Origin of the sequence: Alcaligenes sp. WGS1538 (genome assembly GCF_043187505.1) — a bacterium.
GTDB lineage: Bacteria > Pseudomonadota > Gammaproteobacteria > Burkholderiales > Burkholderiaceae_B > Alcaligenes.
The window spans coordinates 1143176-1166962 of sequence record NZ_CP171109.1; the positions used below are offsets into that span (position 1 = coordinate 1143176).

Consider the following 23787-nt stretch of genomic DNA (forward strand, 5'->3'; position numbering starts at 1 on the left):
TAAAGCAAGAGAGAGTCGAATGCCGAGTAACACTGTCGCCCAGTTCGCTCAAGAACTGAAAATGCCTGCGAACGTTCTGCTGGAGCAGCTGCGCACCGCAGGTATTGAGCTCAAATCGGTGGATGATGCAATCACCGATTCGGATAAGGCGAAGCTGCTTGAATCGTTGCGCCGCTCGCATGGCGGTCAGGAAGGGAATAAAATCACCCTGACCCGCCGCAAGACATCGGAGATCCGTCAGGACGACGGGTCCGGCCGTTCGCGCACGATCCAGGTGGAAACACGCAAGAAGCGCGTGTTTGTCAAACGTGATCCGTCCGAGCTGGTGGCAGAGGCAACGGCTGCGCTGCAGCAGGAAAACGCCCGGCAGGCGGCGGCCAAGGCCGAAGAAGCCAGCCAGGCCGCTCCTGCTCCGGCCCAACCCGCCGCGCCAGCCGCCGAGCCCGCTGCACCCGTGGCGGCGCCCGAGCCGGCAGCCGTCGTCAAGCCCGAACCCGCGCCCGCCGAACTGGTCGCCGAAGCGGTTCCCGAACCGACTCCTCCTGCGCCGGAACCTGTCGCTCCCGCCGAGCCGGCCGCCGCCGTCGAGGAAAGTCACTCTAAACCCGAGCCTCAGCCCCAGGAGCAGGCTGCCGCGCCTTCGGAAACCCCCGAAGCCGCCGAGCCCGCCAGGACGACCGAAACGGTCGAGGCTCCATCCACCCAGGCCAAGGCCGAAGAGAAGCCAGTGGTACCTACTAAATCTGCTTCAGAAGCTCGTCAATCTACTCCTGTGAACAAATCTCAGCATCCTCAAGGGGCGAAAACGCCCGCTCCGACCGGAAAGCCCCGGGACCTGCCCGGCGCGAACCAGCGCCGTCCGGCTCGTGGCCCCGCTATTCCTCCGGTCGCGGCCGATGTCGAGCAGGACCAGGATCGCGAGCGCGCCCGCAAGGCGGCTGAAGCAGAGGCCGCCGCGCTGCGCGAGATGCTGAACCGTCCGCGCAAGGTGCTGCGCGCTCCCGAACCGGAAGCCGAAGGCGCCGGCAAGGCAGGCGCCAAGGGCGCCCTGAAGAAGGACGTCAAGGGCGTCAAGGCGGACAAGGCTTCAGGCAAGGTCGTCAAGACCGACGCCGCTCCCGGCTGGGGCGGCGATGCCAGCCGCAAGAAGCAGCCCTCCAAGGCGGATGTCGCCTCGGCGGGTGCCGGCGGCGCGCGCGAAGGCTGGAAAACCAATGCCAAGGCGGGCCGCGGCAAGAACGCCCGCGGCGGGCGCAATGCCCAGCCCGAGCGCCGCGAACCGCAGGCGGCCGAGTTCATCGCCCGCGAAGTGCACGTGCCCGAAACCATTTCCGTCAGCGATCTGGCGCACCGCATGGCCGTCAAGGCGGCCGAGGTCATCAAGCACCTGATGAAGCTGGGCCAGATGGTCACCATCAACCAGGTGCTGGATCAGGAAACCGCCATGATCCTGGTCGAGGAACTGGGCCACAAGGCCATCGCCGCCAAGCTGGACGATCCCGAGGCCTTCCTGGTCGACACCGAGGCCAGCGACGCCGAACTCAAGCCTCGCGCGCCCGTGGTCACCGTCATGGGCCACGTGGACCACGGCAAGACCTCGCTGCTGGACTACATCCGCCGCACCAAGGTCGCCTCGGGCGAGGCCGGCGGCATCACCCAGCACATCGGCGCCTACAACGTGAAGACCGATCGCGGCACCGCCACCTTCCTGGACACCCCCGGTCACGAGGCCTTCACGGCCATGCGCGCCCGCGGCACCAAGGCCACGGACGTGGTCATCCTGGTGGTGGCCTCGGACGACGGCGTGATGCCCCAGACCCGTGAAGCCATCCACCATGCCCGCGCCGCCGGCGTGCCGCTGGTCGTGGCCATCAACAAGATCGACAAGCCCGAAGCCAACCCGGAGCGCGTCAAGCAGGAACTGGTGGCCGAGGAAGTGGTGCCCGAAGAATACGGCGGCGACGTGCCGTTCATTCCCGTGTCCGCCAAGACCGGCCAGGGCATCGACGAATTGCTGGAAAACGTGCTGCTGCAGGCCGAGATGCTGGAGCTGACCGCGCCGGTCGACGCGCCCGCCAAGGGCACCGTCATCGAAGCGCGCCTGGACAAGGGCCGCGGTCCCGTGGCCACCATCCTGGTGCAGAGCGGCACCTTGCATCGCGGCGACACCGTGCTGGTGGGCGCTTCCTTCGGCCGCGTGCGCGCCATGGTCAACGAACTGGGCAAATCGCTCAGCTCGGCCGGGCCGTCCATCCCCGTGGAAATCCAGGGCCTGACCGAAGTGCCGGCCGCCGGCGACGAAATGGTCGTCATGGCCGACGAGCGCAAGGCGCGTGAAATCGCCTTGTTCCGCCAGGGCAAGTTCCGCGACGTGAAGCTGTCGCGCCAGCAGGCCGCCAAGCTGGAGTCCATGTTCGACAACCTGGGCGAAGGCACGCAGACCCTGTCGCTGATCATCAAGACCGACGTGCAGGGTTCGCAGGAAGCGCTGGTGCAGTCGCTGCTCAAGCTCTCCACCGACGAAGTGCGCGTGGAAGTGGTGCATGCGGCCGTGGGCGGCATCTCCGAAAGCGACGTCAACCTGGCCATCGCCTCCAATGCCGTGGTCATCGGCTTCAACGTGCGCGCCGAACAGAGCGCCAAGAAGCTGGCCGAGGCCAACGGCATCGATCTGCGCTACTACAACATCATTTACGATGCGGTGGACGAGATCAAGGCGGCCCTGTCGGGCATGCTGGCCCCCGAGCAGCGCGAGGAAATCATCGGCATGGTCGAGATCCGCGAGGTCTACCACATCTCCCGCATCGGCAACGTGGCCGGCTGCATGGTCACCGAAGGCGTGGTGCGCCGCGACTCGCAAGTGCGGCTGCTGCGCAACAACGTGGTGCACTGGACCGGCCATCTGGAATCGCTGCGCCGCTTCAAGGACGATGCCAAGGAAGTGCGTTCCGGCTTCGATTGCGGCATCACGCTGCGGGGCAACAACGATATCGAAGTGGGCGACCAGCTCGAGGTCTTCGAGATCAAAGAGATCGCCCGGACGCTTTAATTCATGGCAAGACACAAGTCCAAACCCAATCCGGGGCGCAATACGCGCCTGGCCGACCAGATCCAGAAGGATCTGGCGGTCCTCATCCAGCGCGAGATCGATATGACCCGCGCCGGTCTGATCACCCTGACCGGCGTGGAGTTGTCGCCTGATTACGCACACGCTAAAATTTATTATTCGGTGCTTGGCGCCGAACCCGAGGCGGCCCAGGCCGTTCTATCGGAGAAGGCGGGCTGGCTGCATTCACAGCTGTACAAATTGCTGCACATCCATACCGTGCCCACCCTGCATTTCCATCACGACAGGCAACTGGAGCGCGGCATGGAGCTGTCCAAGCTCATCGACAGCGCGACCAGGGCCGACAGCGAACTGACCGGCTCTGCCTCCCAGGCCGACGACCCTGACGAACAGTCCTGACTCGGCTGTTGTTTTCTCACGGACTGACACACAATGGCTACGCGACGACGCGGGCAGTTGATCGATGGCGTGCTGCTTCTGGACAAGCCTGAGGGCCTGTCCAGCAACCACGCCCTGCAGCGCGCCCGCCGTACCCTGGACGCCCGCAAGGCCGGCCACACCGGTACGCTGGACCCTTTCGCCACGGGGCTGCTGGTCTGCTGCTTCGGCAGGGCCACCAAAATCTCCGCCACCATGCTGGAGGCGGACAAGGCCTACGAGGCCACGCTCGCCTTCGGCGAGGAAACCGATTCCGGGGACCTGACCGGCAACGTCACGGCCCAGGCCGCGGACTTTGCGGGCGTGGCCAAGGACGCGCTGGAAGCGGCGCTGCCGGCCTTCCGGGGCCCCATATCGCAGGTGCCGCCCATGTATTCCGCGCTCAAGCGCGACGGCAAGCCCCTGTATGAATATGCCCGCCAGGGCATTGAGCTGGAACGTGAAGCGCGATGCGTCGTGATTCACGAATTGACTGTGCTGGAATGCACGCCGCGCTCGGCGCGCCTGTATGTACGCTGCAGCAAGGGAACCTATATCCGGACCCTGGCCCAGGACATCGGACGCGCGCTGGGATGCTACGCCCACCTGTCGGCCCTGCGCCGCACGGAACTGGGACCTTTTAATATCGACGATGCCTTCAGCCTTGACACGCTGCAGGCCATGGAAGACCCGATGTCGGCCTTGCTGGCCATCGAGAGCCTGCCTACCGAGATTTTGCCCAAGAAACTTCAATCAGAAGGATGAGTTATGAGTCGCGCATTGCGCAATGTGGCCATTATTGCCCACGTCGACCACGGTAAGACTACCCTGGTCGATCAACTGTTGAGACAGGCCGGTACGTTCCGCGAGAACGAACATGTCTCGGAACGCGTCATGGACTCGGGCGATATCGAGAAAGAGCGCGGCATCACCATTCTGGCCAAGAACTGCGCCGTCGAATACGAAGGCACGCACATCAACATCATCGACACCCCCGGCCACGCCGACTTCGGCGGCGAGGTCGAGCGCGTGCTGTCCATGGTCGACGGTGTGCTGCTGCTGGTGGACGCGGTCGAGGGCCCCATGCCCCAGACCCGCTTCGTGACCCGCAAGGCGCTGGAGCTGGGCTTGCGTCCCATCGTGGTGGTCAACAAGATCGACCGTCCCGGCGCCCGTCCCGACTATGCCATCAACGCCACCTTCGACCTGTTCGACAAGCTGGGCGCCACCGACGAGCAGCTGGACTTCCCCATCATCTACGCATCGGGCCTGTCCGGCTACGCCGGCCTGACCGAGGACGTGCGCGACGGCGACATGCGCCCCCTGTTCGACGCCATCCTGAAGCATGTGCCGCAGCGCGAAGACGACGTGAACGCGCCCTTGCAATTGCAGATCTGTTCGCTGGACTACAGCTCCTACGTGGGCAAGATCGGCGTGGGCCGCGTGAACCGCGGTCGCGTTCGTTCCGGCCAGGATGTGATCGTCAAGTTCGGCCCTGAAGGCGAACCCATCAAGGGCCGCATCAACCAGGTGCTGAAGTTCAAGGGCCTGGAACGCGTCCAGGTCGAGGAAGCCGAGGCCGGCGACATCGTGCTGATCAACGGCATCGAGGAAGTGGGCATAGGCTGCACCGTCATGGATCCCGCCAATCCCGAGGCGCTGCCGCTGCTGCGCATCGACGAGCCCACCCTGACCATGAACTTCATGGTGAACACCTCGCCGCTGGCCGGCCGCGAAGGCAAGTTCGTGACCAGCCGCCAGCTGCGCGACCGCCTGGAACGCGAGCTGAAATCCAACGTGGCGCTGCGCGTGAACGACACGGACGACGACACGGTGTTCGAGGTCTGCGGCCGGGGCGAGCTGCACCTGACCATCCTGATCGAGAACATGCGCCGTGAAGGCTACGAGCTGGCCGTGTCGCGTCCACGCGTGCTGATCCGTGAAGAGAACGGCGTGAAGATGGAGCCCTACGAGCTGCTGACCGTGGACGTGGAAGACGGCCACCAGGGCGGCGTCATGGAAGAGCTGGGCCGCCGCCGCGGCGACCTGCAGGACATGATCCCCGATGGTCGCGGCCGCACCCGTCTGGAATACCGCATCCCCGCCCGCGGCCTGATCGGCTTCCAGGGCGAGTTCATGACGCTGACGCGCGGTACGGGTCTGATGAGCCACATTTTCGACGAGTTCCGCCCCATGCGCGAAGGCACGGTGGGCGAGCGTCGCAACGGCGTGCTGATCAGCCAGGACGAGGGCGACGCCGTGGCCTATGCACTGTGGAAGCTGCAGGATCGCGGCCGCATGTTCGTCTCGCCAGGCGAAGCCCTGTACGAAGGCATGATCATCGGCATCCACAGCCGCGACAACGACCTGGTCGTCAATCCCATCAAGGAAAAGAAGCTGACCAACGTACGCGCCTCCGGCAAGGACGAGCACATCGACCTGGTGCCGCCCATCCGCCTGAGCCTGGAGTATGCAGTGGACTTCCTGGATGACGACGAGCTGGTGGAAGTGACGCCCAAGTCCATCCGTCTGCGCAAGCGCTACCTGAAGGAGCACGAGCGCCGTCGCAGCCTGCGCGAAGGCTGATCGTTTCTTTTCAAACCCTCAAGAACGCCTGCCTCGTGCAGGCGTTTTTTTTATCTTGTTGAACAACATGAATTTCTGGCGAATGGTTTGTAAATATGGCGGCTAATAAAAATGCGGAATAAAAATCAAAATGCCGGATAAAACAAATTGATGGTCCATGGCGCGATGCTTATCTAAGGGAAAATAACCCTGGATAATAAATAATTGTTTTACTAAGCTATGGCCACACCCTGAAGCCCCTCGGGCGCAAGGGCCATCCATGCCTGAATCGCGCCGCCATGGCCGGCGACGGTTCGCTGCTACGAAGTTGTTGGTTCCGGTCCGGCTTGCATCGCCGACCTGGCGAGTCCGGGCCCGCTTTCCCATAAGGAGAACACCGATGGCGCAGCATATTGTCATAGTAGGCGGAGGCATTGGCGGCACCATGACCGCCAATCACCTGGTCACCAAGCTGTATCCGGAAATCCGTTCCGGGAAAGTCCGCATCACCCTGTTGTCCAATTCTCCCTGGCATTATTACAAACCGGCTTTCATGTATGTGGCCTTCAATGCCTTTTTCCGGGATGAATTGCGGCGGCCGCAGACCTCCCTGCTCCGGCCGGAAATCGATTTTCAATTGGAAGAGGTGACCGGTTTTGATTTTTCGGCCAGTCGCCTGTATTGCGCCAGCGGTAAAAAAATTCCGTATGACTATCTGGTCATCGCCACGGGCTGCGTGCCGGCGCCGGAAAAGATCGAAGGCCTGAAAGAGGGCGGCGACCATTTCTACCAGCATGCCCCGGCCCGTCAGCTGGCCGACCGGCTGAGCCGCCTGGAGAAAGGACGGGTGCTGATCACGGTGACCTTTCCCAAGACCCATAACGTGCCGCATCAATGCGGCATCGCTCCGGTGGAGACCACCCTGATGCTGGACGAGTTCCTGCGCAGGCGCGGCGTGCGCGACAAGGTGCAGATTTCCTACACCTATCCCACGGTGTCGCAGCTGCTGCGCAACTGCCTGTTCCTGCAGGACGAGGTCTGCCAGGTCCTGCCTCCCATCTTCGAGCAGCGCGGGATTCATCACCAGCGGGGCTTCACGCTCAGCCGCGTGGATCCGGAGCGCAAGGTGGCCTATTCGGAAGAGGGCGGAGAGGAACCCTTCGACATCCTGATGGCCACTCCGCCCATCACGGCGGTGCCGGCCGTGCGCGACGCCGGCATCTCCCAGGCGGCCGACAACGAGGGCTGGGTGCCCACTGATCACCAGACGCTCAAGGTGCTGGGGCTGGACAATGCCTACGTGCTGGGCGATACGGTGGACCTGCCCATCAGCAAGGCGGGCGGCTCCTGCCACAACCAGTCGCCCGTGCTGGTGAACAACCTGGCCTCCGAGATCCGCTTCGGGCGCACCTGCGACGAGTACGACGGGCGCGTGGTGGCCGTGGCGCAGATGGGGCTGGAAGGCGGCATGCCGCTCTGGTACGACTACCAGGAGGATGTGCACCCCACGCCGCCCACCAAGCTGGGCGGATTGATGCGCAAGGGCTTCAATCGGGGCGTGTACTGGGCCGTGGCCCGCGGACTGGTCTGAGCAAGGAGAGCGTTCATGAAAGCAGAACTGGACAAGGAGCTGGAGCAGGGCATGGCGGGCGCCGCCGGGCAGGCGGGGCCCTCGCGCCTGGAGTCATTGCTGGGCGAGGATCCGGGCATCAAGGGCCTGGAGGAGTTCCTGGCCAAGGTGGAGCCGCTGCTGGCTGGCGGAAGGATCAATCGCCTGGTGGACGTGGCCTCGCTGATGGCCGACCTGGTGGACATGAGCGATGACTACATGGTCGAGAAGCTGGCGCGCGCCTTCGAGGAAGGCGTGGGGGCCGCCTGGGCGGCCGGCAATGCGGCGCGCATGGCGGCCGACCAGTTGCGCGCCAGCGAGCAGACGCCCTCGCTGATGGGGCTGGTGCGCCTGGCCAAGGAGCCGGACGTGCGCCGCGGCCTGACTTTTTTCCTGTTGATGGCGGGGGTGATGGGCCGGCAGATGCGCTATCAGAACCTGGATTACACGGGCGATTGAGAGCCGGCGGGGCGCGTCGTGGCCGCGTCCCGCCGGCCCTGCAGCCGGCTCAGCGGTTCAGGAAGGCCATCTGGCGCTTCTCGACGATGCGGAACAAGCCGACCAGGGCGAAGGATACGCCCAGGTAGATCAGGGCCGCGATCCCGTAGGAAGTGAAGGTCTGGTAGGTGGCGGCATTGGCGTCGCGCGCGATCTTCAGCAGGTCGGGCACCGTGGCGGTAAAGGCCAGGGACGTGGCGTGCAGCATCAGGATCACTTCATTGCTGTAGGCGGGCAGGGCCCGCCGCAGCGCCTGAGGCAGGATGACGCGCCGGTACAGGGTCCAGCCCGACATCCCGTAGGCCCGCGCGGCCTCCACTTCACCGGGCGGCATGGAGCGGATCGCGCCGGCGAAGATCTCGGTGGTGTAGCCCACGGTGTTGAGCATCAGCGCCAGCACCAGGCAATTGAAGCCGCTCTGGAAGAAGGCTTCCAGTGGCGGCACCGCCTTGATGATGGCCAGCTTGTACATGGCCGTGTAGATCAGCAGGATCTGCACATACAGGGGCGTGCCGCGAAAGAAGTATGTGAAGGCGCCGATGGGGCGGGACAGCCACTGCCTGGCCGAGACCCGGCCCATGGCCATGAAGATGGACAGGAAAAAGCCCATGGTGACCGACAGCACGAGCAGCCACAAGGTCATGGCCAGGCCCGAGAGCTGGCCGTTGCTCTGGTACAGGTAGGCGCGCCAGAATTCGTTCAATACGTCCATCAGAATTCCGCTCCCCGCACGCCCATGTTGTAGCGCCGCTCCAGATGGCGCAGCCCCACGTTGCTGACGGCCGTGAGCGCCAGGTAGATCAGGGCGGTCAGGCCCACGAACAGGAAGGAGTTGAAGGTGGCGTTGCCCGCGTTCTGGGCGATCTTCACCACGTCGCTCAGCCCGATCAGCGACACCAGCGCCGTGGACTTGAGCAGCACCTGCCAGTTATTGCCCAGGCCCGGCAGGGCGTAGCGCATCATCTGGGGGATCTGGATGCGGCGCAGGATCAGCAAGGTGCTCCAGCCGCAGGCCTTGCCGGCCTCGATCTGGCCCTTGGGGATGGCCAGCAGCGCGCCGCGGAAGGTTTCGGCGAAATAGGCTCCGTAGATGAAGCCCAGGGTGACGACGCCCGCGCCGAAGGGATCGATCTCGATCATGTCGATCTCCAGCCAGTCGGTGAGCTCGTTCAGCCAGATCTGCAGGCTGAAGAAGAACAGCATCAGCAGCACCAGGTCCGGAATGCCCCGGATCAGCGTCGTGTACAGGCCGCCCGCCAGCCGCAGCAGCGGCGCGCGGGACAGCTTCATGAGGGCCGCGAGCAGGCCCAGCGCCAGGGATACCAGCAGCGACAGGATCGCCAGCTTGATGGTCTCCCAGGTGCCGGCCAGCAACTGTGGCCCATAACCGTAAAGCAGCATGGTCTGGCGTCCAGGTCAGGGGGCGATGCGGATGTTCTCTTTCTGGAAGTACTTGTCCGCGAAGGTCTGCATGGTGCCGTCGGACTTCATCTCGCGCAGGGTCTGGTCGATGGCCGTCTTGAGCTTCTTGTTGCCCTTGCGCATGCCCATGGCGATGGGCTCGTTCAGGATGGGGCTGTCGGTGATGACTGCACCGGTCAGCTCGAAGTCCGCGCCGGCCGGCTTGGTCAGAAAGCCTTCAACGGCGTTCTGGGCTTCCTGGAAGGTGGCGTCCACGCGTCCGCCTGCCAGGTCGTTGAAAGCGTCCGTGTAGCTGGGGTAGGCCACCACGGTCACGCCATTGGGGGCCCAGTACTGGCGGGCGTAGGTTTCCATGGTGGTGCCCTGCTGCACGCCCACGCGCTTGCCCTTGAGCGATTCGGCCGTGGGCTCCAGGCCGCTGCCCTTGCGGGCCGCCAGGCGCACCGGCACGATGTACATGGGCTCGGAGAAGTCGATGACCTTGGCGCGCGCGGCGGTGGCGGTCATGGTGGAGTTGGCCAGGTCGAACTTGCGGGCCTGCAGGCCGGGGATCAGGCTGTCGAACGAGGTGTCTATCCAGACGCACTTGGCTTGCAGGCGCTTGCAGATCTCATTGCCGATGTCGATGTCGAAGCCTTGCAGCTCGCCGCTGGGGCTCAGGTATTCGAAGGGGGGGTAGCCCGCTTCAGTGGCAAAACGGATTTCCTCGATACCGGCGGCGTGCGCTCCGGGCAGCGCAGCGCTGCAAAAGGCCGCCATCAGAAGGCGGGCAAGGATCTTGTTCATGTGTGCTCCTGCAAATATCGACAAGCTTGTGGCGTTCAATACGAATTCGGCCCTGCTGATTGAGGGCCGAGGTAAGAGAACGCAAATTTAACCCGTCCGCCTTACTGGGGCAATGCGGGTTCGGCCCTAGGCAGCACGCAGCACTTGTTGATGTAGGTCATGACCTCGTCCAGATCGTCGGTGACCACCAGCAGATCCAGGTCCTTGGGCGCGATGAGCCCCAGTGTCAGCAGCTGTTCGCGGATCCAGCCGATCAGGCCGGACCAAAACTCGGTCCCGATCAGTACAATGGGAGCCGGCGGCACCTTGCCGGTCTGCACCAGCGTCATGACCTCGAACAGTTCGTCCATGGTGCCGAAGCCGCCGGGCAGCGCGATGTACGCCCAGCTGTGCATGAAGAAGGTGGCCTTGCGCGAATAGAAATATTCGAACTGCAGGCTCTGGGTCTGGTAGGGATTGTTGGTGGTTTCGTGGGGCAGGCGTATATTCAGGCCGACGCTTTGCCCGCCCGCCTCGAACGCGCCCTTGTTCGCGGCTTCCATCAGGCCCGGGCCGCCGCCGGCGATCAGGGTGACGCCGGCTTCGGCCAGGCGGCGGCCCACTTCCTGGGCCAGTTGATAATAAGGGTGACCGGGCTTGATGCGCGCGCTGCCGAACACGCTGACGCCCGCGCCCATTTCTTTTAATGTATCGGCCGCAGTCTGCAGTTCCCGCATGATGGTCGGAATCTGCTCTGTGGCCGGTAAACGGACGATTTTATTGTTAGACATGAAAAAAACCTTGTTGCTTGTTGATGGTTCCAGCTATCTGTATCGAGCGTACCACGCGATGCCCGATCTGAGAAACGCCCAGGGCCAGCCCACGGGCGCGCTGTACGGCGTCATCGGCATGCTGCGCCGGCTGCTGCAGGATTATCAGGCCGACTATATGGTGTGTATATTCGACGCCAAGGGCCGCACCTTCCGCGACGACCTCTACGAGCAGTACAAGGCCCACCGTCCTTCCATGTCGGAAGACCTCGCCCAGCAGATCGAGCCCATCCATCGCGCGGTGCGCGCCATGGGCTGGCATCTGATCTGCGCGCCGGGCGTGGAGGCGGACGACATCATCGGCACGCTGGCTCGCCTGGCGACCGAGCGCGGCATAGACACCGTGGTGTCCACCGGCGACAAGGACCTGGCGCAGCTGGTCAACGAGCACGTCGAACTGGTCAACACCATGAGCAACGAGCGCCTGGACATCGAGGGCGTGATCGCCAAGTACGGCGTGCGTCCGGACCAGATCATCGATTACCTGATGCTGATCGGCGATACCTCCGACAACATCCCCGGCGTGCCCAAGGTGGGGCCCAAGACGGCCGCCAAGTGGCTGAGCGAACACGGCAGCCTGGATGAATTGCTGCGCCACGCGGACAGCATCAAGGGCGTGGCCGGCCAGAACCTGCGCGATTTCAGCCCCAATTTCGAGCTGACGCGCAAGCTGGTGGCCGTCAAGCTGGACTGCGAGGTGCCCGGCTTCAGCGGCGACTTCGCCGCCCTGGCGCCCCTGCCTCCCGATCTGGAGGTCCTGCAGGACATCTACGAGACCTATGGCTTTCGCAGCTGGCTGCGCGAGCTGACCGGCGATCCGGACCGCATCCCGGCGCAGGACGGCCGGGTGCAGGCGCAGGTTCAGGCCGCGCCCGACCAGCTGGACTACCAGACGGTGACCACGGAGCCGCAATTGCGCGCCTTGCTGCAACTGCTGCAGCAGGCCGGATTGACGGCGCTGGATACGGAGACGACCTCGCTGGACCCCCTGCAGGCGCGCCTGGTGGGCCTGTCCGTGGCGGTGCGTACGGGCCAGGCCTTCTATGTGCCGGTGGCGCATCGCGCCACCCACGAGCTGGAGCAGCTGGACAAGGACCTGGTGCTCGATGTGCTGCGGCCCTGGCTGGAAGACGCCCGGGCCGCCAAGCTGCTGCACAACGCCAAGTACGACAGCCATGTCTTTGCCAACGAAGGCGTGGCATTGCGCGGCATACGCGAAGACACCATGCTGCAGGCCTACGTGCTGCAGTCGCACAAGCGCGTCAACATGGAAGAGCTGGCCCTGCAATGGCTGGGCTTGAAGGGCACCTCCTACGAGGACATCTGCGGCAAGGGCGCCAAGCAGATCTGCTTTGACGAGGTGGACATCCCGACGGCATCGAAGTATGCCTGCGAGGACGCCGACTACACCTTGCGCCTGCACGAGTGCCTGCGCCCCAAGGTGGCCGAGCAGGCCGGGCTGGAGCGCGTCTATCTGCTGGAGGTCCAGACCTCGGAGGTGCTGACCATCGTGGAGCGCAATGGCGTCAAGGTGGACGTGCAGGCGCTGGCCCGGCAAAGCCGCGAGCTGGGGCAGACGATGCTGGAGCTGGAGAACAAGGCATACGAACTGGCCGGCCAGCCTTTCAACATGAATTCGCCCAAGCAGGTCGGGGAGATCCTGTTCGGCAAGCTGGGCATTCCGGTGGTGCGCAAGACGGCCAGCGGCGCGCCGTCCACCGATGAGGACGTGCTGACCCGCCTGGCCCAGGACTATCCCTTGCCCCAGGTCCTGCTCGAATACCGCGGCCTGGCCAAGCTGAAGTCCACCTATACGGACAAGCTGCCCAAGATGGTCAATCCGCGCACCGGGCGCGTCCACACGCGCTATTCCCAGGCCGGGGTGGTGACCGGGCGGCTGGCGTCCTCGGATCCGAACCTGCAGAACATCCCGGTGCGCACGGCCGAAGGCCGGCGCGTGCGTACGGCCTTCGTGTCCGAGCAGGGCAAGGTCGTGTCCGCGGACTATTCCCAGATCGAGTTGCGCGTCATGGCCCATGTGTCGGGCGATGCGAACCTGCAGCAGGTGTTCGAGCAGGGCGGAGACGTGCATACGGCCACGGCGGCCGAAATCTTCGGCGTGAAGACCGAGGAGGTCACCTCGGACCAGCGCCGCGCCGCCAAGGCCATCAACTTCGGTCTGATCTACGGCATGGGCGAATTCGGCCTGGCCAGCAACCTGGGCATCACCCGGGATGCGGCGCGCGCCTACATAGATCGCTACTTCACGCGCTATCCCGGCGTGGCCGACTACATGAGCCGCATCAAGGCGCTGGCGCATGATCAGGGCTTCGTGGAAACCGTATTCGGTCGCCGCCTGTGGCTGCCGGAACTCAAAGGGGCCAAGGGTCCGCGCACGGCCGGCGCCGAGCGCGCCGCGATCAATGCGCCCATGCAGGGCACCTCGGCCGACCTGATCAAGATGGCCATGGTGGCCGTCCAGGACTGGATCCGGGAAAAGGGCCTGAAGACGCAGATGGTCATGCAGGTGCACGACGAACTCGTGTTCGACGTGCCCCCGGATGAGCTGGAACTGTTGCGCGAGCAGTTGCCCGGCCTGATGTGCAATGTGGCCAAGCTGGATGTTCCGCTGGTGGCCGAAGTGGGCGTGGGCGAGAACTGGGAGCAGGCTCACTGACTGCCGGAGACGGAAAAGGGGCGATTCGACGCCCCTTTTTTCTGCCTGAGCGAATCGCCTTCAGTTCCCCTGGTCGCGCACCCGGTTGGGCAGCAGTTCGTCGTGCTTGGCCAGTATGGGATAGGCCGCCGCGCTGACCAGATAGGAGTTGATGGTGCGCACGTCGCGCAGGATCTCCAGGTAGAGCGAGCCCTGGTCGGCCGAATCCAGCTGGCCCGACTTGATCTTGCGGATGTGGCGTTCGGCCGCCCCGGCCTCCAGGTCGCGGAAGTAGTCCTTCTCGAACGCCAGGAAGCGGGCCGTCTTCACGTCCTCGGCCACGAACAGGGCGGCGGCCTGGCGCTGGTTGCGGATCAGCCGGTCCATGACCTTGCCGATCTCATCCTGCTCGTCGCTCTGCAGGATCCAGCCTTGCTTGCGCAGCTTGCTGGTATGGGTCAGCAGGCCGCTGACGCTGATGGCGGCGGCGTGCGCCATATTGGTCGAGAAAGCCAGGATCTCGTTCAGGCGCCGCGTGTCGTTCTTGCTCAGGTTGTCCTGGTCCAGGCGGGCCAGGTAGGTGGTGATCAGCTGGTCCAGCCGGTTGACCGCGTTGCTGATGTAGCGCGCATGGTTGATGCTTTGCGCGCTGTTGCTGATCAGGGCCTGGCGAGCCGTGCCCAGGATGCTCTGCAGCATGTCCGACAGGCGCAGCGCCTCCCGGGCGGCGTTGCCCAGGGCCACGGCGGGCACTTCATGGGCCGATTCATCCAGGTAGAGCGGCTTGCCGGGATCGTCCGGATCGCTGCGGCGCGGCAGTTGGCGGCTCAGCAGGCGCGAATAGGGCTTGAGCAGCGGCATGAACACGGCGGCCACGGCCAGGTTGAAGAACGTGTGGAAGTTGGCCGCGGCGCGCGCCGCGTCGTCCGTGAACCAGCTCATCAGGCCCGGGATCCAGGGCAGCAGCAGCATGCCGACGATGCAGCCGGCCACGCGCGTGCCCAGATTGCCCAGCGGCAGGCGCTTGCTGGCCGGGTCCTTGTTGCCGCCCGCGCCTTCGAGCACCGGATTGATGGCCGTGCCCAGGTTGGCGCCCAGCACCAGGGCGTAGGTCAGTTGCGGATCCATGTAGTGATGGTTGGCCAGGGAGATGATCAGCACCACGATGGCCACGCTGGAGTGCGCCGCCCAGGTCAGGAGGGCGGCCAGGATCAGGCCCGTCATGGGTGAGTCGGACAGCGCCTGCAGGATGGTCTTCAAGAGTGGCGCGTCCTGGATGGGCGAGAACAGCGCGACCAGTTCATGCAGGGAGAGCAGGAGCAGGCCCAGGCCGATGAAGACTCGTCCCAGGTCGCGGCGGCGTCCCGACTCGTGGGCGCGGAACAGCCAGACGCCCAGCAGGATCAGGGCCGGCGCCAGCGCGGTCAGCTTGAAGGACAGCAGCTGCACGATCAGGGTCGTGCCCACGTTGGCGCCCAGCATGGCGGCCAGGGCCGGCACGAGCGCCACCAGGCCGCCGGCCGCGAAGCTGGTGATCATCAGTCCGGTGGCGGTGCTGCTCTGGATGGCGGCGGTGATGGCCGCGCCCGCCAGGAAGGCGCGGTTGGGACGACCCAGCGCGCGCCCCATCCAGACGCCCAGCTCCGCGCCGAAGGCGCGCTGGACCCCGCTCTGCACCATGTGGACGCCCCACATGAGCAGCGCGATATACCCCCCGAAATCGAGTAATGCAAAGATTTCTTTCATGAATGAATCATAGCGCAGCGCGGACTCGATGGTGGCGGCTGAAGGCCGATCGCCGAGTGGAACCCATCCAGGAGCGCCCGGGGCGCAGGGATAAAAGAAAGCCCGCCATGAAGGCGGGCTTTGCGGGGGAGGGGGGTTTACACGGCCTGGGCGTTCTGCAGGGCCTGGATGCGGGCCGCGATGGGCGGATGGGAGGCGAACATGGCGCTGACGGCGCCGCCGCCCGAGATGCCCGAGGCCTCGAAGTTCTTGGGCAGTTCGCCCGCAGTCATGCCGCCCAGGCGGGCCAGGGCGTGGATCATGGGCTGGCGCGAACCGAGCAGGCGCGCCGAGCCAGCGTCGGCGCGGTACTCGCGCTGGCGCGAGAACCAGGCCACGATGATGGAGGCCAGCACGCCGAAGATCAGTTCGAACACGAAGACCGAGGCGTAGTAGCCTATGCCCACCTCGCGCTCGTTGCGCAGCAGCACGCGGTCCACGAAGTAGCCGGCCACGCGCGCCAGGAAGATCACGAACGTGTTGACCACGCCCTGGATCAGGGTCAGCGTGACCATGTCGCCGTTGGCGATGTGCGCGACCTCGTGGCCCAGCACGGCCATGACTTCCTCTTCGGTCATGCCGCGCAGCAGGCCGGTGGACACGGCCACCAGGGCGTCGTTCTTGAAGGCGCCGGTGGCGAAGGCGTTGGGCTCGCCTTCGTAGATGGCCACTTCGGGGCGGCCGATGCCGGCGCGGTCGGCCAGCTGGTGGACGGTGTCGACCAGCCAGGCTTCTTCGGCATTGGCGGGGGCGTTGGGATCGATCACCCGGGCGTTGACGCTTTGCTTGGCCATCCACTTGCTCATCAGCAGCGAAATGATGGCGCCGGTAAAGCCCACCAGGCTGGAGAAGATCAGCAGTTGGGTCAGGTCCAGGCCCTGCGCGTTCAGATACCGTCCCACACCGAGGATGCTCATGGAGGCGCTCAGCACCAGCATGACGGCCAGGTTGGTGATCAGGAAGAGAACAATTCGTTTCATGAATGCGGATTCCGGTGTGACTGAGAAAAACGGGCCGCGCCGCGGTCCGTGGAAAATTTTAGCCTTAATTGAAAGCGGGAAGACAAGAAAATTCAGCTTTTCGTCAGCTTCTGGCTTGCGGCGCCGCGGCGGCGTGTCGCAATCCTGTCGCATGGCTTGTTCAATATGGGGACGCGGGCGTTTTTTTACAAGTCGGGGGAGTATAGTAATGACTTCCCCTTATTTCTGATTCTGGTTTGTTCGCATGCAGTCATTATGGATGCTGGTGGCCTGTGCCATGTTTGCCATCATGGGGGCCTGTGTCAAAGTGTCCGCCGATGCGGGGGCGTCCATGCCCCAGATCGTGCTGTTTCGCGGACTGCCGTCCGTATTGCTGCTCTATTTCTGGGCCAAGGCGGGGCGACGCCCCATCGCCCCCAAGAGCTGGAAGCTGCACATACGCCGCAATGTCTCGGGCGTCACCTCCATGTGGCTGGGCTTTCTGGCGCTGGCCTATCTGCCGCTGTCCACCGCCGTCAGCCTGAACTACACCGCGCCCTTGTTCATTGCCGTCTGGATGCTGGCCTGGGGCGGGTCCCAGCGCGATCCCGTTCGCATCCTGGCCGTCCTGCTGGGCTTTCTGGGCGTGATCGGCGTATTGCGGCCCAGCATATCCGAAGACCAGTGGTTCGCCGCCATGCTGGGCTTGTGCGCTGGCGCCCTGTCGGCGATTGCCATGATGCAGGTGCGGGCCCTGGGGCGAGCGGGCGAGCCGGAATGGCGCACGGTGCTGATCTTCTCCTGCTTCGTGGTCTGTTCAAGCGCCATCGGGCTGCTGCTGGACGGCTGGCGCGACCTGGACTGGCGCGCCTGGCTGGCGCTGCTGGGCGTGGGCCTGGCGGGCCTGTTCGGCCAGTTGACCATGACGCGCGCCTTCGGCCTGGGCTCGGCCCTGTTGACGGCGGCCCTCCAATACACCACCATTATTTTTGCCGCTCTGATCGGCATCGTATTTTGGGGCGATCTCCCCGACTGGCTGGCCTGGACCGGCATGGCGCTGATCATCGGATCGGGCCTGCTGTCGGCCTGGCGCACGTACAGCGAGGACCGCATCCTGCGCGGCCAGCAGCCGCCCGGTCCGGAGGCGTCCGCCAAGGAGGCAGAACATGTTTGATTACCTGGTTACCCCGGAGCAGCTGCGCGCCAACCTGGGCCGCGCCGACTGGCTGGTGTTCGATGTGCGCCACGACCTGGCCGATCATCAGGCGGGGCGACGCGCCTATGAGCAGGGCCATATCCCCGGCGCGCTGTTCCTGGATCATGAAACCGACCTGGCCGCGCCCAGGACCGGCGCCAACGGCCGCCATCCCTTGCCCGACCGCCAGGACCTGGCGGCGCTGATGCGCCTGCAGGGGCTGACCTCCGGCATGCAGGTCGTGGCCTACGATGCGCAAGGTTCGCTGTTCGCCAGCCATTTGTGGTGGATGCTGCGCTGGCTCGGACATCCGCATGTGGCCATCCTGGACGGCGGCTGGCAGGCCTGGCGGGAGGCCGGCGGCGAGGTCGAGACCGGCCGGCGCCAGCCTTCGGTTTCCGAGGCCCAGGCCGTACAGAGCCTGAACCTGCCGCGCCAGGCCGCCATGCCCACGGTACAGGCCGACCAGGTCCTGGCCAATATCGCCCAGCCCGTCTTCACCGTGATCGACGCGCGCGCGCCCGAACGTTATCGGGGCGAAGTCGAACCCATGGACCCGGTGGCCGGGCATATCCCGGGCGCCCTCAACCGTTCCCATATGAACAATCTCGACGCCCAGGGCCGCTTCAAGCCTGCCGGGCAATTGCAGCAGGAGTTCCAGGCTCTGCTGGGCGACACGCCTGCCTCGCAGGTCGTGCATCAGTGCGGTTCGGGCATTACGGCTTGTCACAATCTTTTTGCCATGGAGCTGGCCGGGCTGAACGGCTCGCGCATCTACCCCGGCTCCTGGAGCGAATGGGTCAGCGACCCGACGCGGCCGGTGGCGCGCGGCTGAAGGCAAGCAATGCAGAAGGGCCGCTTCCAGGCGGCCCTTTTTCGCGTCCATGGCCTGCGGCCCCGCTTGTGCTTGAACGGCGCGTTGTCCGCCGCTCCCGTACAATGCGTTTTTCAGGCGGGCGCCATGGCCGCCCGGGCAGTCCTCACAGATCAGGAAAAGTTATGGTTAAATCTCGCGACGATAATCAGACGGCCGGTGAACCGGCGGCCGGCGTACCGGCGGCCGGCGTGTCCGCCGAGCAGGACTTCGAGTCCGCGCTGGCGCAGCTCGAGGCGCTGGTGGCGCGGATGGAGAGCGGCGCCTTGCCGCTGGAGCAGGCCTTGCAGGCCTATGAGCAGGGCGTGGAGCTTGCCAAATTCTGTCAGCGCAAGTTGGACGTTGCGCAGGAACAGGTCAGTGTATTGCAAGGAAATCTGCTGCGTCCCTTGTCCGGGGACGAGGCGGATGGAGACATTTAAGATGGTTTCTGTGAGTTTTACCGAATGGCTGCAGGCGCGGGTCGAGCAGACTGAAGTCGTGCTGGATCAGTTGCTGCCCGCCGCCACCCAGGAGCCGTGCCGCCTGCACGAGGCCATGCGCTATGCCGTGCTGGGCGGCGGCAAGCGGGTGCGCGCCGCGCTGGTCTATGCCGCCGGTGAGGCGGCCATGCAGGGCAAGCCCATGGCGACCGCCCAGCTGAAGGCGCTGGAGCTGGCGGCGGCGGCGGTGGAGCTGATTCATGCCTATTCGCTGGTGCACGACGACCTGCCTTGCATGGATGACGACGAGCTGCGGCGCGGCCGTCCCACGGTGCACATCCAGTTCGACGAGGCCTGCGCCATGCTCGCCGGCGATGCGCTGCAGCCGCTGGCCTTCGAGCTGCTGGCGCAGATGCCCATTGCCCCCGCCCTGGTGGTCCAGGCGATTTCCCAACTGGCGCGCGCCGCCGGCAGCGCCGGCATGGCCGGCGGCCAGGCCATCGACTGCGCCAGCGTGGGCCTGCAGCTGGATCGCGATCAACTGCAGACCATGCACAGCATGAAGACTGGCGCCATGCTGGAGGCCAGCGTGCTGCTGGGAGGCATCGTCGCGGGAGCTTCGTCCACGGTGCGCAAGGGCCTGGAGGATTATGCCCAGGCGGTGGGCCTGGCCTTCCAGGTGGTCGACGACATCCTGGATGTCACCGCCGACACCGCCACGCTGGGCAAGACGGCCGGCAAGGACGCCGCCGACAACAAGCCCACCTATGTGTCCATCCTGGGCCTGGAAGGCTCCCGCGAACTGCTGGGCGCCCTGAACGAGAAGGCGCAGCTGGCCCTGCGGCCGGTGGGACCCTCGGCGGCGCGGCTGACTCAGCTGGCCGATTACATCGTGGGCCGTGACCGCTAGTTTTGGCGCTGGCGGCTAAGCGTTTTACAATAGTTGATTGGCGATTGTTCCACAGCAGTCGTTTCACTTATTTGCCCGGATAGACGTCTTTCAGTATGACAACCGTTTCCCTAGAACAGATCCAGTCGCCCGCTGACCTGCGCAAGCTCGATCAGCGCGATCTTCCCGAACTGGCCCGTCAGTTGCGGGAGTTTGTTCTTCAGTCCGTCTCCAGAACCGGTGGGCATCTGTCTTCCAACCTGGGCACGGTGGAGCTGACCACGGCCCTGCACTATGTATTCGACACCCCGCACGATCGCATCGTGTGGGATGTGGGGCACCAATCCTATCCGCACAAGATCCTGACGGGGCGCCGTGACCAGATGGCCACGCTGCGCCAGCAGGGCGGCATATCGGGCTTTCCCAAGCGCTCGGAATCCGATTATGACGATTTCGGCACGGCCCATTCGTCCACGTCCATCTCCGCCGTGCTGGGCATGGCGGTGGCCTCGCGCAATGCGGGCGTCGAGCGCCAGCACATCGCCGTGATCGGCGACGGCGCCATGACGGCGGGCATGGCCTTCGAAGCCCTGAACAATGCCGGCGTCACGCCCGACGTGAACGTGCTGGTCGTGCTGAACGACAACGACATGTCCATCTCTCCGCCGGTGGGGGCGCTGAACCACTACCTGGCGCGCCTGATGTCGGGCCGCTTCTACGCCGCCGCCAAGAACGTGGGCCGCGCCGTGCTGCAGCATGTGCCGCCCGTGCTGGACCTGGCGCGCAAGTTCGAGGGCCACGCCAAGGGCATGCTTTCCCCGGCCACGCTGTTCGAGGAACTGGGCTTCAATTATGTGGGGCCCATCGACGGCCATGACCTGGACGCGCTGGTCGCCACCCTGGGCAACCTTCGCGAGCTGGGCGGGCTGCAGTTCCTGCATGTGGTGACCCGCAAAGGACAGGGCTACAAGCTGGCCGAGGCCGATCCGGTGCTCTATCACGGTCCCGGCAAGTTCGACCCCTCCGTGGGTCTGGTGCAGCCGGCCACCCCGCCGCGGCCCACCTTCACCCAGGTGTTCGGCCAGTGGCTGTGCGACATGGCCGCCGAAGACGCCCGCCTGTACGGCATCACGCCGGCCATGCGCGAGGGCAGCGGCATGGTGGAATTCGAGCAGCAGTTTCCGCGCCGCTATTTCGACGTGGGGATTGCCGAACAGCACGCCGTCACCTTCGCCGCCGGGCTGGCCTGTGAAGGCCAGAAGCCCGTGGTGGCCATTTATTCCACCTTCCTGCAGCGCGGCTACGACCAGCTCATCCACGACGTCGCCCTGCAGAACCTGGACGTCACCTTCGCGCTGGACCGCGCCGGCATCGTGGGCGCGGACGGCGCCACGCACGCGGGCAATTACGACATCGCCTTCCTGCGCTGCATCCCGAACATGGTGGTGGCCACGCCTTCGGACGAGCGCGAAACCCGCCTGCTGCTGACCTGTTGCTACCAGCATCCCGGCCCCAGCTCGGTGCGCTATCCGCGCGGCGCGGGCGTGGGCGCGGCGCCCGGGGAAGACCTGGCCACGGTGCCGCTGGGCAAGGGCGTGGTGCGCCGCGAGGGCAAGGGCCTGGCGTTGCTGGCTTTCGGGCCGGTGCTGCACGAGGCGCTGAAGGCGGCCGAGAGCCTGGATGCGACCGTGGTGGACATGCGCTTCGTCAAGCCGCTGGACGAGGCCCTGCTGCAGGAGCTGGTCCAGGGCCATCAGGCCTTCGTCACCCTGGAGGAAGCCTGCATCATGGGAGGAGCCGGCAGCGCCGTGCTGGAATTCTTCAGCCGCGAACGCATCGTCGCACCCGTGCTGCAACTGGGCTATCCGGATGAATTCATCGACCATGGCGATCAGAAGAAGATCGCCGCCGCGCTGGGCCTGGACGCCGCCGGCATCGAGCGCGCCGTCCGTGAACGTTTTTCAAGTTTGCTTGAGCCCTGACGCAATTTGCGGCGCCCGGCCGGCCGGAAACGCGCAAATATGCACCCTGTTCTTAAGGTTATCGAACTTTCGCCTCGATAAGCATAAGATAATGTTCCATTACTGATTAATTGCGGTCGCGGCTCTGCCGCGGCCGGACTGACTGATATGAATACAGTGTCGGAAATGCCCTTGACCATGCCGGACGTGCAAAGCAGCGTGGACACCCGCCGCGTTGCCATCCAGCGCGTCGGCGTGCGCGGGGTCCGTCATCCGATGATGCTGGACCTGGGGCAGGGGCAGGCCGTGCCCACCGTGGCTCAATGGGAACTGACGGTGGCCTTGCCGCCCGAGGAAAAAGGCACGCACATGTCGCGCTTCGTGGCCCTGCTGGAGCAATACCGCCGCCAGGCCATGACGCCGGCCGGATTCGTGCAGATGGCCCAGGCCATGCTGCCCTTGCTGAACGCGGGCCGCGGCGATATCAGCGCCTCCTTTCCCGTATTTCTGGAAAAGATCGCGCCGGTCTCGGGCGTGGCCAGCCTGATGGACTACACCGTCGGCTGGACCGCCCGGGTGGGCGTGGACGCGCGGCCCGAGTTCGAGTTGTCCGTGATGGTGCCGGTCACCAGCCTGTGTCCTTGCTCCAAGGCCATTTCCGAGTACGGCGCCCATAACCAGCGCTCCCATGTCACGGTGCAGGCGGTGTTCGCCGATCCATCCGCCGTCGACCTGCCGGGCCTGATCCGCCGCATCGAAGACCAGGCTTCCTGCGAACTGTGGGGCCTGCTCAAGCGCACGGACGAAAAATACGTCACCGAACAGGCCTACGACAATCCCAAGTTCGTCGAGGACCTGGTGCGCGATGTGGCCGTCAGCGTGCGTTCTCTGCCCGGAGTGTTGCGCTACCGCATCGAAGCGGAGAATTTCGAGTCCATTCACAACCATTCCGCCTACGCCAGCGTCGAAGGCTGATGGCGTGCAGCTTGTCAGCGCGCCTGGCCTGGTGCTAATATTTATGGTTTCTTGCTCGACCCGGTTTTGACGGGCGGGCTGTCGCGTCTGCTGTGCCTGTGTTCTATTTGGCCGGGTGCAGACAGTCGATATCCACAAGGAGTTGTTTCATGCGTCACTACGAAGTAGTGTTCATTGTGCATCCCGATCAAAGCGAGCAAGTGCCCGCCATGGTCGAGCGCTATTCGGCGATCGTCACTTCCGCCGGCGGTGCTATCCACCGCCTGGAAGACTGGGGCCGCCGTCAACTGGCATACCCCATCCAGAAACTGGTCAAGGCCCACTACGTGTGCCTGAACATCGAATGCGGTCAGTCCATCCTGGACGAACTGGAGCATTCCTTCCGCTACAACGACGCCATTCTGCGTTATCTCATCGCCGGCACGAAGAAAGCCCCCGAAGGCGCTTCGGTCATGATGAAGTCCGTCGAGCGCGAAGAAGCGCGCAAGGCAAGTGCAGAAGCCAGCGCCCAAACCGCTGAAGCTGAAGAATAAAAGTTCCGACTGCGTGAACCAGGTCAGTCTCGACGGGCAAGTCATCGACATCAAGCCGCTGCGTTATACGCCGGCCGGCGTGCCCGCCCTGGAATTGGCTCTGGAGCATGAATCCTCCGTGATGGAAGCCGGCCACCCCCGGCAGATCGCCCTGGCGATGCAGGTGGTGGCTCTGGGTGAAAACGCCCTGGCGCTGGTGGACACCCCCCTTGGGGCCCGCCTGCTCGTACAGGGCTTCATCGCCCCGGCCCGCAAAGGGTCCACGCGACTGGTGCTGCATGTGCAGCAATACCGGCGCAACTTTGCAGGGCGGGCCACGGTCACGGTCTGACAGTCCGACCCGATCGTCGCGAAGCGTTTCTACG

At 64.8% G+C, this 23787-nt stretch carries 21 protein-coding genes; 15 read left to right on the plus strand and 6 right to left on the minus strand.

Going from position 1 to position 23787, the window contains the following annotated elements:
- Positions 1 to 19 precede the first annotated feature (19 nt).
- The 6 genes from infB (at position 20) to ACF3ND_RS05325 (ending at position 8117) form a co-directional block, all read left to right on the plus strand.
- Positions 20 to 3049 (plus strand): translation initiation factor IF-2, encoded by a 3030-nt coding sequence (gene infB / locus ACF3ND_RS05300; RefSeq protein WP_394064945.1) that lies wholly within the window; start codon positions 20 to 22, stop codon positions 3047 to 3049.
- 3 nt (positions 3050 to 3052) lie between these two features.
- Complete coding sequence (gene rbfA / locus ACF3ND_RS05305; protein ID WP_394064947.1) at positions 3053 to 3466, plus strand: 30S ribosome-binding factor RbfA; 414 nt, start codon at positions 3053 to 3055, stop codon at positions 3464 to 3466.
- Positions 3467 to 3499: 33 nt separating this feature from the next.
- Positions 3500 to 4249, plus strand: a complete 750-nt coding sequence (gene truB, locus ACF3ND_RS05310) for a tRNA pseudouridine(55) synthase TruB (RefSeq protein WP_394064949.1) — start codon at positions 3500 to 3502, stop codon at positions 4247 to 4249.
- A gap of 3 nt (positions 4250 to 4252) precedes the next feature.
- The gene (gene typA / locus ACF3ND_RS05315; RefSeq protein WP_394064951.1) at positions 4253 to 6070 is read left to right on the plus strand and encodes a translational GTPase TypA; all 1818 of its coding nucleotides are present in this window, start codon (positions 4253 to 4255) and stop codon (positions 6068 to 6070) included.
- Positions 6071 to 6449: 379 nt separating this feature from the next.
- On the plus strand, positions 6450 to 7640 hold the full coding sequence (locus tag ACF3ND_RS05320) for an NAD(P)/FAD-dependent oxidoreductase (RefSeq protein WP_394064953.1): 1191 nt from the start codon (positions 6450 to 6452) through the stop codon (positions 7638 to 7640).
- Between the two features lie 15 nt (positions 7641 to 7655).
- Positions 7656 to 8117 carry a DUF1641 domain-containing protein gene (locus ACF3ND_RS05325; RefSeq protein WP_394064955.1) on the plus strand — a complete coding sequence of 154 codons (462 nt, stop codon included), beginning with the start codon at positions 7656 to 7658 and terminating at the stop codon, positions 8115 to 8117.
- Positions 8118 to 8166: 49 nt separating this feature from the next.
- Here ACF3ND_RS05325 and hisM read toward each other — a convergent pair whose 3' ends face one another.
- From hisM to ACF3ND_RS05345, 4 genes are all read right to left on the minus strand, one after another.
- Positions 8167 to 8871 (minus strand): histidine ABC transporter permease HisM, encoded by a 705-nt coding sequence (gene hisM, locus ACF3ND_RS05330; RefSeq protein ID WP_394065785.1) that lies wholly within the window; start codon positions 8869 to 8871, stop codon positions 8167 to 8169.
- Entirely contained in the window at positions 8868 to 9557 is a 690-nt protein-coding gene (locus tag ACF3ND_RS05335) for an ABC transporter permease (protein WP_394064957.1), read from the minus strand. Before ACF3ND_RS05335 ends, hisM begins: the two co-directional genes overlap by 4 nt.
- Before the next feature lie 15 nt (positions 9558 to 9572).
- Complete coding sequence (locus tag ACF3ND_RS05340) at positions 9573 to 10364, minus strand: transporter substrate-binding domain-containing protein (protein ID WP_394064959.1); 792 nt, start codon at positions 10362 to 10364, stop codon at positions 9573 to 9575.
- 101 nt (positions 10365 to 10465) lie between these two features.
- Positions 10466 to 11134 (minus strand): TIGR00730 family Rossman fold protein, encoded by a 669-nt coding sequence (locus tag ACF3ND_RS05345; RefSeq protein WP_394064961.1) that lies wholly within the window; start codon positions 11132 to 11134, stop codon positions 10466 to 10468.
- Here ACF3ND_RS05345 and polA point away from each other — a divergent pair.
- The gene (gene polA, locus ACF3ND_RS05350) at positions 11133 to 13850 is read left to right on the plus strand and encodes a DNA polymerase I (RefSeq protein WP_394064963.1); all 2718 of its coding nucleotides are present in this window, start codon (positions 11133 to 11135) and stop codon (positions 13848 to 13850) included. The two genes, ACF3ND_RS05345 and polA, sit on opposite strands and share 2 nt — an antisense overlap.
- Before the next feature lie 60 nt (positions 13851 to 13910).
- Here polA and ACF3ND_RS05355 read toward each other — a convergent pair whose 3' ends face one another.
- Together ACF3ND_RS05355 and htpX are read right to left on the minus strand one after the other, a co-directional pair.
- Positions 13911 to 15575 carry a Na/Pi cotransporter family protein gene (locus tag ACF3ND_RS05355; protein ID WP_394064965.1) on the minus strand — a complete coding sequence of 555 codons (1665 nt, stop codon included), beginning with the start codon at positions 15573 to 15575 and terminating at the stop codon, positions 13911 to 13913.
- Positions 15576 to 15712: 137 nt separating this feature from the next.
- Complete coding sequence (gene htpX / locus ACF3ND_RS05360; protein ID WP_394064967.1) at positions 15713 to 16594, minus strand: protease HtpX; 882 nt, start codon at positions 16592 to 16594, stop codon at positions 15713 to 15715.
- Between the two features lie 244 nt (positions 16595 to 16838).
- On the opposite strand from htpX, the gene ACF3ND_RS05365 reads away from it, so the two are divergent.
- From ACF3ND_RS05365 to priB, 8 genes are all read left to right on the plus strand, one after another.
- Positions 16839 to 17747: a DMT family transporter gene (locus ACF3ND_RS05365; RefSeq protein ID WP_394064969.1), complete on the plus strand. Its 909-nt coding sequence runs from the start codon at positions 16839 to 16841 to the stop codon at positions 17745 to 17747.
- Entirely contained in the window at positions 17740 to 18603 is an 864-nt protein-coding gene (locus ACF3ND_RS05370) for a sulfurtransferase (RefSeq protein WP_394064971.1), read from the plus strand. Before ACF3ND_RS05365 ends, ACF3ND_RS05370 begins: the two co-directional genes overlap by 8 nt.
- A 164-nt stretch (positions 18604 to 18767) precedes the next feature.
- On the plus strand, positions 18768 to 19064 hold the full coding sequence (locus ACF3ND_RS05375; protein ID WP_394064973.1) for an exodeoxyribonuclease VII small subunit: 297 nt from the start codon (positions 18768 to 18770) through the stop codon (positions 19062 to 19064).
- A 1-nt stretch (position 19065) separates the two neighbouring features.
- A complete protein-coding gene (locus ACF3ND_RS05380) occupies positions 19066 to 19974 on the plus strand; it encodes a polyprenyl synthetase family protein (protein WP_394064975.1) in 909 nt (302 codons plus the stop codon).
- Positions 19975 to 20069: 95 nt separating this feature from the next.
- Complete coding sequence (gene dxs / locus ACF3ND_RS05385) at positions 20070 to 21935, plus strand: 1-deoxy-D-xylulose-5-phosphate synthase (RefSeq protein WP_394064977.1); 1866 nt, start codon at positions 20070 to 20072, stop codon at positions 21933 to 21935.
- A 147-nt stretch (positions 21936 to 22082) separates the two neighbouring features.
- On the plus strand, positions 22083 to 22889 hold the full coding sequence (gene folE2 / locus ACF3ND_RS05390; RefSeq protein ID WP_394064979.1) for a GTP cyclohydrolase FolE2: 807 nt from the start codon (positions 22083 to 22085) through the stop codon (positions 22887 to 22889).
- 149 nt (positions 22890 to 23038) lie between these two features.
- A complete protein-coding gene (gene rpsF, locus ACF3ND_RS05395; protein WP_394064981.1) occupies positions 23039 to 23422 on the plus strand; it encodes a 30S ribosomal protein S6 in 384 nt (127 codons plus the stop codon).
- Between the two features lie 13 nt (positions 23423 to 23435).
- Positions 23436 to 23753: a primosomal replication protein N gene (priB, locus tag ACF3ND_RS05400; RefSeq protein WP_394064983.1), complete on the plus strand. Its 318-nt coding sequence runs from the start codon at positions 23436 to 23438 to the stop codon at positions 23751 to 23753.
- Positions 23754 to 23787: the final 34 nt, after the last annotated feature.

Coding starts and splice junctions, on each gene's coding strand:
- infB (WP_394064945.1), top strand. CDS start 20: ATGCCGAGTAACACTGTCGCCCAGTTCGCTCAAGAACTGAAAATGCCT.
- ACF3ND_RS05380 (WP_394064975.1), top strand. CDS start 19,066: ATGGTTTCTGTGAGTTTTACCGAATGGCTGCAGGCGCGGGTCGAGCAG.
- ACF3ND_RS05375 (WP_394064973.1), top strand. CDS start 18,768: ATGGTTAAATCTCGCGACGATAATCAGACGGCCGGTGAACCGGCGGCC.
- ACF3ND_RS05365 (WP_394064969.1), top strand. CDS start 16,839: ATGCAGTCATTATGGATGCTGGTGGCCTGTGCCATGTTTGCCATCATG.
- typA (WP_394064951.1), top strand. CDS start 4,253: ATGAGTCGCGCATTGCGCAATGTGGCCATTATTGCCCACGTCGACCAC.
- rbfA (WP_394064947.1), top strand. CDS start 3,053: ATGGCAAGACACAAGTCCAAACCCAATCCGGGGCGCAATACGCGCCTG.
- polA (WP_394064963.1), top strand. CDS start 11,133: ATGAAAAAAACCTTGTTGCTTGTTGATGGTTCCAGCTATCTGTATCGA.
- ACF3ND_RS05355 (WP_394064965.1), bottom strand. CDS start 15,575: ATGAAAGAAATCTTTGCATTACTCGATTTCGGGGGGTATATCGCGCTG.
- htpX (WP_394064967.1), bottom strand. CDS start 16,594: ATGAAACGAATTGTTCTCTTCCTGATCACCAACCTGGCCGTCATGCTG.
- rpsF (WP_394064981.1), top strand. CDS start 23,039: ATGCGTCACTACGAAGTAGTGTTCATTGTGCATCCCGATCAAAGCGAG.
- ACF3ND_RS05370 (WP_394064971.1), top strand. CDS start 17,740: ATGTTTGATTACCTGGTTACCCCGGAGCAGCTGCGCGCCAACCTGGGC.
- ACF3ND_RS05325 (WP_394064955.1), top strand. CDS start 7,656: ATGAAAGCAGAACTGGACAAGGAGCTGGAGCAGGGCATGGCGGGCGCC.
- ACF3ND_RS05345 (WP_394064961.1), bottom strand. CDS start 11,134: ATGTCTAACAATAAAATCGTCCGTTTACCGGCCACAGAGCAGATTCCG.
- truB (WP_394064949.1), top strand. CDS start 3,500: ATGGCTACGCGACGACGCGGGCAGTTGATCGATGGCGTGCTGCTTCTG.
- ACF3ND_RS05320 (WP_394064953.1), top strand. CDS start 6,450: ATGGCGCAGCATATTGTCATAGTAGGCGGAGGCATTGGCGGCACCATG.
- dxs (WP_394064977.1), top strand. CDS start 20,070: ATGACAACCGTTTCCCTAGAACAGATCCAGTCGCCCGCTGACCTGCGC.
- ACF3ND_RS05335 (WP_394064957.1), bottom strand. CDS start 9,557: ATGCTGCTTTACGGTTATGGGCCACAGTTGCTGGCCGGCACCTGGGAG.
- ACF3ND_RS05340 (WP_394064959.1), bottom strand. CDS start 10,364: ATGAACAAGATCCTTGCCCGCCTTCTGATGGCGGCCTTTTGCAGCGCT.
- folE2 (WP_394064979.1), top strand. CDS start 22,083: ATGAATACAGTGTCGGAAATGCCCTTGACCATGCCGGACGTGCAAAGC.